The sequence below is a fragment of the Tindallia californiensis genome, assembly GCF_900107405.1.
Taxonomy (GTDB): Bacteria; Bacillota; Clostridia; order Peptostreptococcales; family Tindalliaceae; genus Tindallia; species Tindallia californiensis.
In genome coordinates this window covers 148,981-164,716 of sequence record NZ_FNPV01000006.1, presented here as the reverse complement: position 1 = coordinate 164,716, position 15,736 = coordinate 148,981, and the positions used below count along the sequence as shown (strand labels likewise).

Below are 15,736 nucleotides of genomic sequence, written 5' to 3'. Positions count from 1 at the left end.
TATGATGTACTCAGTAGTAATACCGGTTTATAACAGCGAAAAAGTTGTGAAGGAAACTGTGAGTCGAATAGTAGAGGTTTCAAAAAACGAAAAAATAGATATAGAAATAATTCTAGTTAATGATGGTAGTTATGATAATAGTTGGAATGTAATAAAAGAACTTGCTCAGAAGCATGATCAAGTTAAGAGTATTAACCTGTTAAAGAACTATGGCCAACATGTTGCCAATTTATGTGGATTTAACCATGCTTTAGGCGAATATATTATTACAATGGATGATGATATGCAAAATCCTCCTGAAGAAATACCGAAACTAATAAGCCGAGTTGAAGGTGGATACGATTTAGTGATCGGTGAGTATTATGAAAAAAAACATTCTGGGTTTCGTAAGATTGGGAGTAAGATTGTTGCTTATATTGTGAAAAAAATATTTAAAGCTCCAGCAGACCTTAAACTGTCAAATTTTAGAATAGCCCACAAAGAAGTGATCAATCGGGTATGTAGCCATGATTCTGGTTATCCATATATACCAGGACTTTTGTTAATGTATTCATCCAATAAAGCAAATGTAAAAATCCAACATTTAGATAGAAAAATAGGGGAAAGTAATTACCGCATAAAAAATATCATTAAACTTGTATTTGAAATACTATTTAACTATTCTGCGTATCCTTTGAGAATTGTTGCAACGATCGGATTGACAGTATCCTTGTTTAGCTTAGCCTTAAGTGTGTACTATGTCATGAAGACTTTGTTTATTGGGAGTGAAGTTCCGGGATGGGCTTCTATTGTTGTATTACTTTCGTTTTTTAATGGAATTTCACTTTTGGTACTAGGTATGATAGGTGAATATATGGTAAGGTTATTAAAGCAGACTAGGAATGATAGAACTTTTTTTATAAAAGAAAAGGTTGGTGTATGATGCAAAAAAGGTTGTTTATCGTAGGAGCTCAGAGATCGGGGACAACATATTTACATCGTGTCTTGGATGAACATCCTGAAATTTATATGGCAAAACCTATTCGACCAGAACCGAAATTTTTTCTGCGAAAAAATGCAGAAGAAATAGACTTAAAAGAATATAATAAAAAGTTTTTTCGGGATGCAGGTCATCATAAAATACTAGGTGAAAAGAGCACGTCTTATATTGAATGTGAAACATCCGCCAAGTGTATTTATGATTGTTTTCCAGACGCGATTATTTTGATTCTACTTAGGAATCCAGTGCAAAGAGCAATTTCTAATTACCGATTTTCTGTAGAAAATGGGATGGAGAAACTTTCGATAGAAGAAGCTTTTCACAGAGAGGATGTAAGGATCAATGATTGGAGTGCTTCAGTTTCGCCTTATGCGTATAAAGAACGGGGGAAATACTCGAAATTCATAGAACCGTGGACACGTTTGTTTGGAAAAAATGTCATATTGCTAATAAAAGAGGATTTTACGAGTAATATTGCATCTATTCAAATGTTATACGAAAGATTAAATGTCGATGCTAGTTTTGTTCCAAATTGCTATCAAGCTCGGGCAAATGAAAGTAAAATAGAACTGGGGAATATCGATGGACTGATTAAACAATTGGAAAGCTATTTTAAACCATGGAATAAAAGACTAGAAGAGAAATACAACCTAGACTTAGCATCATGGCGTGATTCAACAAATTCCTATGGTTTAACAGATGATTAAAACGAAGTTTAGCCCATTCAATACAATGTAGATAGTGCACGAAGAGGAATTGACTAAACACATAGTTTGCTTGTGTTAACTAAAGAGAGGGAGAGGAGAATGAGTAATTGCAATTTAAAACCCGGTGATCGACACTATAAAGCTTACGTTGGGCCACCTGAGCAGTATGATTTTTATGGGAGCCACGCAATTTCGCTTATTGTGCACAATAGGACTCAGAGCAAACCATGTAATGCTAGATGTTGGCTGTGGGTCCCTTAGAGCAGGCAGATTCTTTATAAGCTATCTTGATGAAGGGAATTATTCTGGACTGGAGCCAAATGAGTGGTTAATTAATGATGCTATTAAGAATCAAATAGGAGAAGACTTGATTAGAATCAAGAAACCAAAATTCGCTTATAATGATCAATTTGAAACATGTGGATTTGAAACGGAATTCGACTATATATTAGCACAATCAATTTTTTCTCATGCTGGAAAAGATCTTATCACTAAAGCTCTTCAAAACTGCAAGAAGGTTTTAAAGTCCAGAGGAGTAATAGCTGCAACATTCATTGAAGGGGAATCTGATTACGAAGGCGATGGCTGGGTTTATCCTGGCTGTGTTGTATATAAAAAAGAAACCATAATAAAAATGGCACAAAGTGAAGGGTTGGAAATAGTAAAAATTCCTTGGTTTCACCCTAGACAGTCTTGGTTTCTCATGTCAAAAGATAAAGATGCATTGCCATGCCAGGAAGACTTTAAGTACTTATTTGGAAAAGTGTTATTGGATGAGGAATTTAAGGAAGGCACTAAAACAAATGAATCAGCGATTTCAATAACAAACAAAGAGAAGAATGAAAATACAAAATCATTTTCGTATAAACTTAAACGCAGTTTTAAGGAGCATGCACATATACTCAAAGAAATGATTATTAGAAAGTAAACTGTTTTATTATACTCAGAAAAAGGATAGGCAAAACAAGAAAAACAGAGGAGGCTTTATCATTGAGAGAACTCACACATCTAGAACAGTTAGAAGCAGAAGCCATTTATATAATGCGTGAAGTAGTGGCGGAATGCGAAAAACCAGTAATGCTTTATTCCATCGGAAAAGACAGTTCGGTAATGCTTCATTTGGCTATGAAGGCTTTTTATCCTGAAAAGCCACCTTTTCCGCTGATGCATATTGACACTACCTGGAAATTTAAAGAAATGACGAAATTTAGAGATCGAAAAGCAAAAGAATTGGGCATCGATCTTATCGTGTATACGAACCAAGAAGGTGTTCAACAGGGAATTAATCCCTTTGACCATGGGGCTGCCTATACGGATATTATGAAAACTCAGGCACTTAAGGATGGTTTAGATAAACATGGGTTTAACGCTATTTTTGGCGGTGCTCGAAGAGACGAAGAAAAATCCAGAGCAAAGGAACGTATTTTTTCGTTTAGAAACCCTGCACATGCTTGGGACCCTAAGAATCAGCGGCCTGAAATGTGGAAGCTTTACAATACTCGTATAAATAAAGGGGAAAGTATACGTGTATTCCCCCTATCTAATTGGACAGAAAAAGATATTTGGCAGTACATTAGGAAGGAAAATATCGATATTGTGCCACTTTATTATGCAAAAGAGAGACCAATTGTATTTAGAGACGGCAATATTATTCTGGTGGATGATGAAAGAATGCGACTTTTACCAGGAGAAGAGCCTGTGATGAAAAAAGTCCGATTCAGAACACTTGGTTGCTATCCTTTGACCGGTGGGCATGAGTCCGATGCGGATACATTGGATGCTATTATTGGGGAAACGCTAGGTGCAGTATCATCAGAAAGAACTAGTCGAGTCATCGATCACGAAGCATCTGGCAGCATGGAACGACGTAAGCGGGAGGGGTATTTCTAATGAAAAGTCTACTGAAATTTATTACCTGTGGGTCCGTTGATGATGGAAAATCCACTTTAATTGGTCATATGTTGTATGATGCAAAATTGATTTTTGCAGATCAGGAAAAAGCTTTGGAAATGGATAGCAAGATGGGAAGTCGAGATGGGAAAATCGACTATTCCTTGCTGTTAGATGGTTTAATGGCAGAGCGGGAGCAGGGGATAACCATTGATGTGGCGTACCGATATTTTACGACAGAAAAACGCTCTTTTATAGTAGCAGACACCCCTGGGCATGAACAATATACCCGTAACATGGCTGTAGGGGCTTCATTTGCGGATCTTGCTGTGATTTTGGTGGATGCACGCCAAGGGGTTTTATCACAGACAAAGCGCCACGCAAGGATTTGTTCGTTAATGGGGATTAAGCATCTTGTCTTGGCGGTTAATAAGATGGATCTAATTAGCTACAATAGGCACCGTTTCGAAGAGATAAAGGAAGAATTTTTAAACTTTGCTCACGGGTTGAAGATGGAATCTATTCAAGTAGTGCCAGTTTCAGCATCGGAAGGAGACAATGTTACTAGGTCTTCAGAGAATATGCCTTGGTATAAAGAAGCACCGTTGCTGTCTTATCTGGAGGAAAAAGATGTAACCACGCAATCTGAAATGGAAGGTTTTGTAATGCCGGTACAGAGGGTAGCAAGGCCTAGTCATGAATTTAGAGGATTTCAGGGGCAAGTGGAATCTGGATCCATTAAAACAGGGGATGAAGTGATCACACTGCCTAGCAACGAAAAAGCGTGTGTGAAAGAAATCTTTGTCGCAGATGATAACGTAGGTGAGGCAGTGATTGGGCAGCCTGTTACCATTCAACTGGATCGGGAAGTAGATGTATCCAGGGGGTGTGTGTTGGCAAAGGATTCCTCTCCTGAACTTGCAGATATGTTTACGGCAACGATTCTTTGGATGGATGATATGGAATTGGTAGCAGGAAGAAATTACTTGATAAAAGTAGGGACCAAAATTTTGCCAGCGATGGTCATGGATATCAAGAGCAAAGTGGACATCAATACAGGAGAACACATACCTGCGGATCATTTATTCAAAAATGAAATGGCTCGATGCGATATTGCTTTATCAGAAAAAATGGTTTTTGATGAGTTCGATAATAATAAAGTGTTAGGCAGTATGATTTTGATGGATCGTGTTTCGAATATGACATCTGCATGCGGTGTTATTGAGCATTCCCTTAGAAGGTCTACCAATGTGGTATGGCAGGATACAGATGTTACACGAGAAATACGAGCTGAACAGAAAAATCAAAAGCCTTTGACTTTGTGGTTTACGGGTTTATCAGGATCTGGAAAATCAACATTGGCCAATGAAGTGGAAAAACGGCTGGTAACAATGGGAAAACATACCATGTTATTGGATGGAGATAATGTGCGTCACGGTCTGAATAAAAATCTTGGATTTAAAGAAGTGGATAGGATTGAAAATATTCGACGGGTTTCAGAGGTGTCAAAGTTGATGAATGATGCTGGGTTGATTGCCATTACGTCTTTTATTTCGCCGTATGCAACGGATAGAGAAAGCGCACGAGAGATTATTGGAGAAGGTTTTATAGAGGTTTTTGTCAGTACGCCTTTGGAAGAATGCGAAAAACGGGATGTGAAAGGTCTTTATAAAAAAGCAAGAAGTGGTGACATTCCTGAATTTACTGGTGTATCAAGTCCTTACGAAAAACCAGAAAAACCAGACATAGAAGTGGATACTAGTAAGCTTTCTATAGAGGAGGCTACTGACTATGTGATGGATAACTTATTGGCTCATCTGGACTAAAGGGGGTGAAAAAACGTGTTCGAACCACTGTTTACCATAGTAGTTGTTGCTGTTATGGTATGGCTTTTAGTGCGAAACACCTTTGAACCAGTAATTATTTTCCTAGGTTCGGTTGTTGCTTTGATGACTGCGGGTGTTATTAGCAGCCAAGAAGCTTTGGTGGGTTTTTCTAATGAAGGAATGCTGACGGTGGCTATTCTCTTTGTAGTAGCGGGTGCGATTCAACAGAGTCCATTTTTGCCAGGAATTGCTACGCGTTTATTTGGGAAACGGGCCACTGGACGACGACCGTTGCTTAAAATGATGGCTCCGATTACATTGTTGTCTGCTTTTCTAAACAACACGCCAATTGTTGCTATATTTATACCGATTATTCGAAACTGGTCAACACAGCACAATATTTCTCCCTCAAAATTTTTAATTCCTCTTTCCTATGTTTCCATGTTTGGGGGCATTTTAACGCTGATAGGAACTTCTACCAATTTGGTTGTGAGTGGAATGCTTCAGGAATTTGGACATGAACCAATGGGAATGTTTGAAATCACAAAAGTAGGATTACCCTTGGCGCTTTTAGGAATGCTGTATTTGCTATTCTATGGATACAAGCATCTGCCGGACAATCAGGACTTGCTGGATTCTGCTAAACGGAATTTTCGGGAATATCTGGTTACCTTTCAGGTGGAAACACAGAGTCGTGTTATTGGCAAAACGATTGAAAAGGCAGGATTAAGAAATTTAAAAGGATTGTATCTTTTCGAAATCATTAGAAATAAACAAAAGATATACCCAGTTTCTCCTTCTGAGGTTCTGCAAAAAAATGATAAGCTTGTATTCACAGGTCAAATAGAAACAATTGTGCAATTACAGGCTATTGAAGGATTGAAATTGCTAAGTAGTGATGAAGAGTTTTCTGACATGTTTAAGAGTGGGGAAGCGAATATTGTGGAGGCCGTGGTGTCTCCTGATTTCCCCTTTTTAAACCAAACGATAAAGGAAAGCAATTTTCGTTCTCACTACAATGCAGCAATAGTAGCAGTGGTTCGTCAGGGGGAGCGAATTAATGACAAAATCGGGAAGATCACGCTAAAACCTGGTGACACATTGCTAATACTTACAAACCATCGGTTTGCTCAGCAGTGGGATGGAGCAAAAGATTTCTATCTTATTAGTCAAAGGGAAAATGAAGAGATTTTATCACCAGCAAAAGCAAGAATTGCGGTAGGTTCTTTTTTAATGTTAATTGTTTTTGCCAGTACTGGATTACTTTCAACTTTTCATGCGTCTTTACTGGCTTTGTCAGTCCTTATGTTTACCAGAACGATCTCTGTTAAGAATGCATTTAAAGCGATCAGTTGGGATACGTTGCTAGTAATAGCTTTCTCCTTTGGAATTGGAAATGCACTGATTAAAACAGGAGCAGCGGATCTGATTGCAGGTGGTCTTATTTATGGGATAGCACCTTTGGGGCCTATTGGTGCGTTGTTTGCAGTGTACTTGGTGACGAATTTTTTCACTGCTATTATTACCAATAATGCAGCAGCTGTACTTGCATTTCCAATAGCCTATGCGGCTTCGGTACAGATGGATTTGAACCCAATGCCTTTTGCGATTGCTGTTGCTATAGCAGCATCGTCTTGTTTTGCAACGCCATTTGGCTATCAAACAAATTTGATGGTTTATGGACCAGGAGGGTACTCCTTTAAGGATTTTTTAAAAATCGGCCTGCCTTTAAATATATTATTTTTAATTGCTTCAATTATTCTGATCCCAATTTTCTTTTCTTTTTAATGATTGAAATGGAGGCTAAAAATGAATATAACCCGAGAGTTGGAAATAGCGAAAGAATTAGCAGTAAAAGCTGGAAAATGTATCATGGAAATTTATGATAGAAGCTATGAAATAGAGGTGAAGGATGATAATTCTCCCCTTACAGAAGCGGATCAGGCATCTAATGATGTGATTGTTGAGGGAATTAACCTTCATTTTCCTGAGCATGCTGTACTATCTGAAGAGTCAAAAGATGATTCTAATCGTCATGAAAACGACTGGTGCTGGGTGGTAGATCCTTTGGATGGAACCAAAGAATTTATTCGGAAAAATGGGGAATTTACCGTTAATATAGCGTTGGCCTATCAACACAAACCTGTTTTAGGAGTGATATATGTGCCGGTACAGGAAAAATTGTTTTTTGCCTGTAAGGGAAAAGGGGCATATATGGTGGTGAATGGTAATAAAAAGCCCATAAAGGTGTCTTTGGCAACGGAAAAACTAAGGATGGTATGTAGCCGATCACATCCGGATGAGCGGAATAAAAAGATGTTGGAGGAAAAAAGCCATTTAATTTCTGATATGAAAAGCGCTGGAAGTTCTTTAAAGGGTTGTTTGGTAGCCAGCGGTGAAGCTGAAATTTACTATCGGTTTGGCCCTACAATGGAGTGGGACACGGCGGCAATGCATTGCATAGCAGAAGAGGCGGGTGCAATCCTACGGCAAATGGATGGATCGGACCTTTTATACAATAGAAAAGATTCATTGAATGCAAAGGGATTTTATATTATTAATCGAGAAGAAAATAGGTTTATTTAGAACCGCTTGGAAGGAGATTTGACCATGAGCACTATCGTTACTGGGGCTAGTGGGCAGTTGGGAAAAGAAGTTGTTAAACAATTGTCAGATCGTGGATGTAAAAATGTATATGCTTTTAATTCTCATGAAATGGATATAACAGATTACGATGCTGTTTGTAGCATTGTAAATAAATTAAAACCAGATGTGGTATATAATTGTGCAGCACATACGAAAGTAGATTTATGTGAAAGTGATAGAGACAATGCATATTTGACAAATGCGATAGGACCTAGAAATTTAGCGTTAGCCTGCCAGATTGCAAACACTGAGGTAGTACACATTTCTACGGATTATGTGTTTGACGGGAAAGCAAAAGAACCAATGAGAGAGGATGCACCAGTTGCTCCTAATACTGTGTACGGAAAAAGCAAATTAATGGGAGAACAAATGCTAAATCAGTTTTGTCCCCAAAATTACATTATAAGGACTGCGTGGCTTTATGGTGATGGAGAGAACTTTGTACATACAATGCTAAGTCTAGGCAGTAAAAATAAAAAAATAAAAGTTGTAGAGGATCAAATAGGGACTCCAACCTCCGTAAGAGAGGTAGCTAAGACTATGATTATGTTAACGAACAGCGGAAAATATGGTTTGTATCATGGAACATGTCTGGGGTCATGTAGTTGGTTTGAGTTCGCAAAAAAAATATTTGAATTAAAAGGAATGGACATTGAAATAGAGCCAGTAACATCGGATACTTTCCCAAGACCTGCAAAAAGACCTGCCTACTCAGTACTTGACAACTTTATGTTGAGGATACAAGGAATGGATACTTTTCAGTCTTGGGAAGATGCATTGCGGGAATTTATAAAAGATATGAAATAAGCGGGAGTGGAATAAGATGAACTTCAAAATGACAGAGACACCTATCAAAGATATGGTGGTTATTGAGCCTACAATTTTTGGTGATGAGCGAGGGTATTTCATGGAAGTCTATCATGAAAAGAAATTTCGTGATATGGGTTTGGAAGCAACCTTTGTTCAGGATAATGAATCCAAATCAAAAAAAGGCGTATTACGTGGCCTTCATTTTCAAGCAAAAATGCCCCAAGGGAAGTTAGTTCGGGTTCTATCGGGAAGTGTTTACGATGTAGGCGTGGATCTCCGGAAAGGGTCACCTACTTATGGCAAATGGCATGGTGTAGTGCTCACAAGTGAGAACCAAAAGATGCTATACATACCAGAAGGATTCGCTCATGGTTTTTTGGTGCTTCAAGACGCTGTATTTACATACAAGTGTACCAATTTTTATGCGCCAGAGTATGATAGCGGAATTATTTGGAATGATCCTACTATTGGCATTCAATGGCCCGTTGATTCCGTCGAAGAAATGATACTTTCAGAAAAAGATAAAGAGCTTAATATACTCAGTGAGAAGGGCTCTCCCTTTTATTACAAAAATAATAAATAGGATACATCGTAGCGTATTGCATTACTTATTTACAATGTGCTGAAAAACGATACTTGATTGTTTTAATAATTATTCGCGAAAAAGAAAGTGGAAGCAGATTGATGAATAGTTCCAATAAAATGAGCTGAGGATCAACTTTAATTCTACTGATCATGAGAAAGGTTGTTCGGAAACTCTTGTTTTCAAAGAAACGAATGCGATCTTCTGTCCATTTCAGCACTTGTTGAACGCTATGAACACATATGGGGTTGGTTTTATAGTATTCGAGAAGCCACTGGTATTTGGATCTTTCTGTTAACAATTTTTTTTTATAATAGTCATCCTTGTCATCTATGTTATTTAATAGAGAAAGGCCTATTTGGTTTTTTTCGTGAAGTCTGTATTGAACTAAGGGATCTGGAAGGTATGAAATCCTTCCTCTAGATGAAGCGAATAAAGCAAGCCAGTGATCATGGATATAGTATTGGCTACAGAATGGAATGGCATTTTTTGCTATTTCGGATTTTATAAGCATTGTGCAGCCAGTAATACAATTGCGTCTTAAGAAGTATTTGAATAATTGATTGCCATATAAATGGTTAACCCTTCTGTTAATAGCTTTGAAGCTCTCTGCTAGTTGAACGCCATCTTTGTCAATGACAGACAAATCAGAATAACACAAAACCGTATCTTTGTTTTTTTCGATAAGTTCGACGAGTTTTGTGAGTTTATCTTTTTCCCAGATGTCGTCTTGATCGCAATAGGCGACGTAATCTCCACGGGAATCAAGCGTTAATTTCTCGAAAGTTTTGTTGCTTCCTAAATTGTTTTGATTCGCAGTAATTCTGTAGTCGAATGATGTGATATGCGTTTTCACAAGTTTTGAAATGGAATGAAAGGTATCTGAATTAGAACTATCATCTCGAATAATCAAAAAAAGGTTTGGATATGATTGTTCATCAAGACTTTTTAATAATTGAATGAAGTACTGGTCATTGGGGTTGTAGGTGGCTAAAAGGATATCGACTTTTTTCATATTTATACCATCTCTTTCGGAAGTATTTTGAGTGACGCAATAAGCGGATTTTTGATTGACTTATAGGATAGTTAGGTAAAGGATGTATTTAAGCATCTTGGATTATTTCAGAATGCATTGGAATAAGAGGGATTTGTTGAAATACGATAACGCAAAGTATGATAAAGTCTAGTTACTGGTGTTACTTCAATAGTAACATCAGTATTGGATAGACGCCATACCTTTCTTTGCTTTTTAGGATATGAAATAAATGACTTTAAAAATATCTGTGTACAATACTATTAGAATTTGTGGGTATTATGGAAGACTTGACAAAAACATTTATCAGTTGTTTAAATGAGTTTTTAATAATTTGCAATGCAGGGAGGTGATAAGGATGAAAACAATCTATAAATTCGGCTTTAAAATAAATGAAAATCCAGAATGTTGGGACGATGACTTTCGGACCATATTTGGAATGAGGTTAAATGCAGAAAAAGTAGATAAGTATGAGAATAAAGAAAAAAATTGGAATGAAAGCTTTAAAAATGAACCAGCGTTAAAGGAGAAAAGGTATCTGAGAGAAAAGTTGTTATTGCAAATAGTTCCTGATTTCAATAGGTTTCAAGAATTTGTATATTTAACGCTCGTCTTTGAGGGTAAAGTAAATGCGGATTATTTTAAATATTTTTCTGAATTGGAACTGCATGGTTTTGTGGATAGTTTCGAAATACCATTCAAGGAACCAGACTATTATGGCGGCTACCTAGAGGATGGAAAATACATGGAATACGTTGAACTTAAGAATCCCATTTATATCGTTGAAGAAGCAAAAGGTAAAGTTTTAGAAAAATTCAAAGAGCATAAGCGAGAAAATGAAAGTGATAACAAATTTAAAATATACTATAAAATTGAATACACAGATAATCTGGGAAAAAAGTACCGTAGGGTACTTGAACATATTTTTTTAGATGAGAATGCTCAAAACACGCTCAGAATTAGTGAGCACTTTCATTCTGTTTTTGTATTGTTTCATAGATCGCGTGCTTGTTATGAAGAGTTGAAGATAATTGATAATCCTTCAAAAATCTTATCAGCCACCTCTAATAAGCTTAATGATAAATGGCCCAAAGAAAGGATTAAACTATTTCTTTTAAACAGATTTATCAATGCAAGACTTTACAATATGACGTTTTTCAGCATATTAGAACTCAACGCTCAAATGAACTCCATATATAACCAAATAGTGATTAAGCATCAAAAGATTACAGATAAGTATGAAAAACAATATGAGAGGGTTATTTTTAATTTTACAGAGAAGGGCGAGAATATGAAAAGTGAATACTATGAAGAGATGTTAGAATATCTATATGCACCACGAAAGCATAGGGAGAAATTGTTAAATAGAATCAAGAATTTTTTTGAACCAACAGATGCTCAAATTGAACGTTTAAGAAGTGATAATGACTCTAAATCGAGTATGGCGATACAATGGATTGCTACCATCTTATCAGTGATTATTTTCTTTTGGGGAATGTTGACTTTTTGGTATAATGCTGCCATTAGGACGGAAACTATAGAAGATGGTATTTCTCTTTTGCCTATCCATATGCCCAATAGAATGCTAGCAATCATTATTGTAACCATTGCATTAATTGGGATAGTCGTAACTCAGTTTTTAATCAGAAATTCTTCTAGCACGTCCAAGGACATGAAAGAAGTGATCAAAAATGAAGAGTTAAAACCTGAGAAACTCAATGAGAAAGTACAAGAGATTAACAGAATGAAAAAACAAGATCGAAAAATATTACTAAAAATCACAGAAGCTTTGAAGTTATTAACAACGCATACTATATTGAAAATAGATAGTGGGCTTCATGATGTTGATCGGTTTGTCCAAGAAATCGATAGCATTAGAGAAGATTAGACGTAAGGAAACCTAGACAATTCCGTGACACTAGAAAAGCCAATAGCAAAAAAGGTTCATTAATGGTAAAATAGGGTAGATTCAATCAATAGATACTCGAGAGGATGGACCTTTTGCTTGGAATAAAAAGTTTTGGGAACTATAAAAAGCTGGCGGTAATGCTGGCTAATATATTGCTAGTACATACTGGATATCTAATGGCCTTTTTCTTACGCTATGGGTATCCTTTTCCGGAATACAATTTTTCATCTTACAGAATCATGGTGCCCTATATTTCTGTGGGTGTGGTTTTGCTCTTTAGCATTTATGGACTGATGAATGTAACCAGAAAAGGGCGGTTGGAACTTATTCAATCGGTAGGGGTTTCGGTAGTGATTTTAAATATCCTTACCATGGCGGGTACTTTTTTTATGAGGACCTTTAGTTTTCCACGCAGTATCTTTGCCATAGCCGTTGTATTACAGTTAATGGTGCTTAGTGTTTTTTATATGATGCTATTGGAAATTCAGCGCAAAAGGCATGGAGCCAAGCATATTTCTGTGATTGGGAAGGGTCAGAATACGGAAGAGATTGCTGGAAAGATCATGCAGAAGTATAGGGAATGGTTTTCGGAAATGGTAATTTGTCAGGAAGAAAGCATTTCTGTTATGAGCGATGTAGTAAAAATGTCGGACTGGGTTTTTGTATGCCCAGGGGTACCGACGGCTCAAAAACATCGTTTGATGCAACTGTGTATTCAATATCGAAAAGAACTGCAGCTGGTGCCAGACTTTTATGAAATCATGAATGTGGGTGCTTCGGTTAGTCAGATGGATGATGTGCCAGTCATTCATATCGATACCATGCAGCTGTCTGTGGAACAGCGGATGATCAAGAGATTCCTAGACATAATGGCCTCTGGCATAGCGCTGGTGGTCCTTTTGCCGTTGCTGGCGTTTATTGGAATCTGTATTAAGGTTACTTCTCCTGGACCAGTCTTATATAGTCAGATTCGGGTTACGCGGGATGGGCGGCGGTTTCCGTTGTATAAATTTCGATCCATGGTGCTGGATGCGGAAAAAGATACTGGTCCAGTTCTGGCCGCAGAGGATGATCAGCGGATTACTAGTTGTGGAAAATGGATACGAGCTTGGCGGTTAGATGAGCTGCCGCAGTTGTTTAATGTGCTAAAGGGAGATATGAGTCTGGTGGGTCCCCGACCAGAACGGCCTTTATTTGTAGATAAGTTTGAGCAGAAAATGCCACATTACCGATATCGAAAAACCGTTAAAGCTGGTATTACCGGTTTGGCACAGGTGCGGGGGAATTACAGCACAACGGTGGAAGATAAATTAAGGTTAGACTTATTGTATATCCGAAATTATTCTTTTTGGCTAGATAGCATGATTATGTTGCAAACCCTGCCTGTTATCATGAATATGGATCGGGCGAAGGGGGTTTCTGGTAAACAGGATTTGCAGAAGGTAGCGACTGAGTATGGGTTTGTTGTTACTGAAAAAGAACCAATGATCCGAATTCGAAAAAGTAGATGAGGGAGTGCAGGAGTCTGAAACCGATAAGTACAGAAAAAAGAAATTTCATACAAAAATTATATGATATCCTGACACCGAAAGAGCGTCTGCATGCTGTTTTTTTGTTTTTTCTCAGTCTTGTAACAGCCTTTGCTCAAGCTTTTGGCGTTTTTTCCGTGTTTCCCTTTATCAATGTGGTCATGGACCCTGCGGTGATTCACAGCAATGAATGGTTGCTGTGGGCTTATGAAAAAGGAAACTTTGCAGACGAAAATGCTTTCATGATGTTTTTGGGTATCGTGGTGTTTATCGCCATTTTTTTTTCCAGTATTATTTCTGCGTTAACCATATGGGCGAAAATGCGGTACGTCATGAGACGAAATCATGATATATCTCGCAGGCTTCTGACAACGTACCTTTCAAGATCCTATGCCTTTTTTCTGCAGAAGAACACCAGTGAATTGGCCCAAACCATTCTGGCGGAGGTAAAACAACTGACAGATCAATACTTGATAGGGCTTTTTGAGATTGTCATTAATACGATGATTTTCATATCCATTATCGTGATGCTCTTATGGGTTGATACGTTGGTAACGCTTGGAGCTGTGGTTTTTCTGGGAGGCACCTATGTACTGCTGAATATGTTTATCAGAGATGGGTTAAAGAAGAAGGGTGCAGGAAGAGTCGAGTCAAATCAGGGTCGTTATAAGATTGCCAGTGAAGCCCTGGACAGTATTAAGACGACAAAAGTAATGGGTGTGGAAAACTATTTTATACGTGAATACAGCAAGTACTCGAAAAAATATGCACAATACAATACATATTACAAAGTAGCTGGAAAAATACCTCACTACCTGATAGAAAGCATTGCTTTTGGAGGAATTGTATTTTTCATTGTTTTTCAGCTTGGGAGAGGCAATGATGTGATCACTCTGATACCACTGATTAGTTTGTTTGCATTGGCAGGTAAGCGGATATTACCAGCCCTTCAAAAATTATATGGAGGGGTGGTGCAGGTTCATTTTAACCAGGCTATTTTGGATAAACTTCATCTGGATTTGGTAGTGGCGGAGGAACAGACAGATGAACTTGAAGGAGAGAATAAGGAAGCGATTTCCTTTACGAGGAAGATTCGATTCCAAGATGTCTTGTTTACCTATGAAGGGGCATCGGAAAAGGTGTTAAAGGGAATTAATCTGGAAATAGAAAAAAACGCTATGATCGGCTTTGTCGGAACCACCGGATCAGGGAAAACAACATTAATCGACTTATTAATGGGGCTTATGACACCGGATTCGGGTCAGATAACCATTGATGGAACGCCGCTTAGTAAAAGCACAGTAAAAAGCTGGCAGAAGAGGATTGGATACGTTCCACAGGATATTTATTTAAGCGATGATACTATCTGCAATAATATTGCTTTCGGCGTTAAGAAGGATGATATTGATGAGGAACGCGTCAGGCGAGCTGCACAGCTGGCGGCCATCCATACCTTTATCGAAAGTGAGCTTCCGGAACAGTATAGCACTGAAATTGGTGAACGGGGAGTCCGACTGAGTGGTGGCCAGCGGCAACGCATTGGCTTAGCCCGGGCGTTGTATCGAAACCCAGATGTGTTGGTACTGGATGAAGCCACCAGTGCGCTGGATGGTGCCACAGAAGAAGCGGTTTTAAAGGATATTGGGAAAGAAGCCGGTAGTAGAACGGTGATCATGATTGCCCATCGGCTAACGACTTTAATAAACTGCGATCAGATCTTTGTCCTTGAGGGTGGGGAACTGATTGGCCAGGGAACTTATGAAGAGCTGATGCAATCCAATGAACGGTTCCGGCAGATGGCCAGGATGGAAAAGTGAAGCTATA

13 protein-coding genes are annotated in these 15,736 nt (G+C 38.1%); 12 read left to right on the top strand and 1 reads right to left on the bottom strand.

What is annotated here, in order from left to right; all coding sequences use genetic code 11:
- Position 1 precedes the first annotated feature (1 nt).
- From BLV55_RS09790 to rfbC, 9 genes are all read left to right on the top strand, one after another.
- Positions 2-922, top strand: coding sequence for a glycosyltransferase family 2 protein (locus tag BLV55_RS09790; RefSeq protein WP_093313875.1), 921 nt, complete (start codon positions 2-4; stop codon positions 920-922).
- The gene (locus BLV55_RS09785) at positions 922-1,686 is read left to right on the top strand and encodes a sulfotransferase family protein (protein ID WP_176968359.1); all 765 of its coding nucleotides are present in this window, start codon (positions 922-924) and stop codon (positions 1,684-1,686) included. The genes BLV55_RS09790 and BLV55_RS09785 overlap by 1 nt, the downstream gene beginning before the upstream one ends.
- Before the next feature lie 232 nt (positions 1,687-1,918).
- Entirely contained in the window at positions 1,919-2,614 is a 696-nt protein-coding gene (locus BLV55_RS09780; protein ID WP_176968358.1) for a class I SAM-dependent methyltransferase, read from the top strand.
- Between the two features lie 8 nt (positions 2,615-2,622).
- Positions 2,623-3,576 (top strand): sulfate adenylyltransferase subunit CysD, encoded by a 954-nt coding sequence (gene cysD / locus BLV55_RS09775; RefSeq protein WP_330386608.1) that lies wholly within the window; start codon positions 2,623-2,625, stop codon positions 3,574-3,576.
- Positions 3,576-5,402, top strand: coding sequence for an adenylyl-sulfate kinase (gene cysC / locus BLV55_RS09770; RefSeq protein WP_093313867.1), 1,827 nt, complete (start codon positions 3,576-3,578; stop codon positions 5,400-5,402). The genes cysD and cysC overlap by 1 nt, the downstream gene beginning before the upstream one ends.
- Positions 5,403-5,417: 15 nt before the next feature.
- Entirely contained in the window at positions 5,418-7,190 is a 1,773-nt protein-coding gene (locus BLV55_RS09765) for an SLC13 family permease (RefSeq protein ID WP_093313865.1), read from the top strand.
- A 21-nt stretch (positions 7,191-7,211) separates the two neighbouring features.
- Entirely contained in the window at positions 7,212-7,988 is a 777-nt protein-coding gene (gene cysQ, locus BLV55_RS09760; protein ID WP_093313863.1) for a 3'(2'),5'-bisphosphate nucleotidase CysQ, read from the top strand.
- Between the two features lie 24 nt (positions 7,989-8,012).
- Positions 8,013-8,855, top strand: a complete 843-nt coding sequence (gene rfbD / locus BLV55_RS09755) for a dTDP-4-dehydrorhamnose reductase (protein ID WP_093313861.1) — start codon at positions 8,013-8,015, stop codon at positions 8,853-8,855.
- 16 nt (positions 8,856-8,871) lie between these two features.
- A complete protein-coding gene (gene rfbC / locus BLV55_RS09750; protein ID WP_093313859.1) occupies positions 8,872-9,441 on the top strand; it encodes a dTDP-4-dehydrorhamnose 3,5-epimerase in 570 nt (189 codons plus the stop codon).
- 25 nt (positions 9,442-9,466) lie between these two features.
- Here rfbC and BLV55_RS09745 read toward each other — a convergent pair whose 3' ends face one another.
- Positions 9,467-10,456 (bottom strand): glycosyltransferase, encoded by a 990-nt coding sequence (locus BLV55_RS09745; RefSeq protein ID WP_093313857.1) that lies wholly within the window; start codon positions 10,454-10,456, stop codon positions 9,467-9,469.
- 376 nt (positions 10,457-10,832) lie between these two features.
- On the opposite strand from BLV55_RS09745, the gene BLV55_RS09740 reads away from it, so the two are divergent.
- From BLV55_RS09740 to BLV55_RS09730, 3 genes are all read left to right on the top strand, one after another.
- Complete coding sequence (locus BLV55_RS09740; RefSeq protein ID WP_093313855.1) at positions 10,833-12,362, top strand: hypothetical protein; 1,530 nt, start codon at positions 10,833-10,835, stop codon at positions 12,360-12,362.
- Between the two features lie 113 nt (positions 12,363-12,475).
- Positions 12,476-13,894 carry a sugar transferase gene (locus BLV55_RS09735; RefSeq protein ID WP_176968357.1) on the top strand — a complete coding sequence of 473 codons (1,419 nt, stop codon included), beginning with the start codon at positions 12,476-12,478 and terminating at the stop codon, positions 13,892-13,894.
- Positions 13,891-15,729: an ABC transporter ATP-binding protein gene (locus tag BLV55_RS09730; RefSeq protein ID WP_093313851.1), complete on the top strand. Its 1,839-nt coding sequence runs from the start codon at positions 13,891-13,893 to the stop codon at positions 15,727-15,729. The genes BLV55_RS09735 and BLV55_RS09730 overlap by 4 nt, the downstream gene beginning before the upstream one ends.
- Positions 15,730-15,736: the final 7 nt, after the last annotated feature.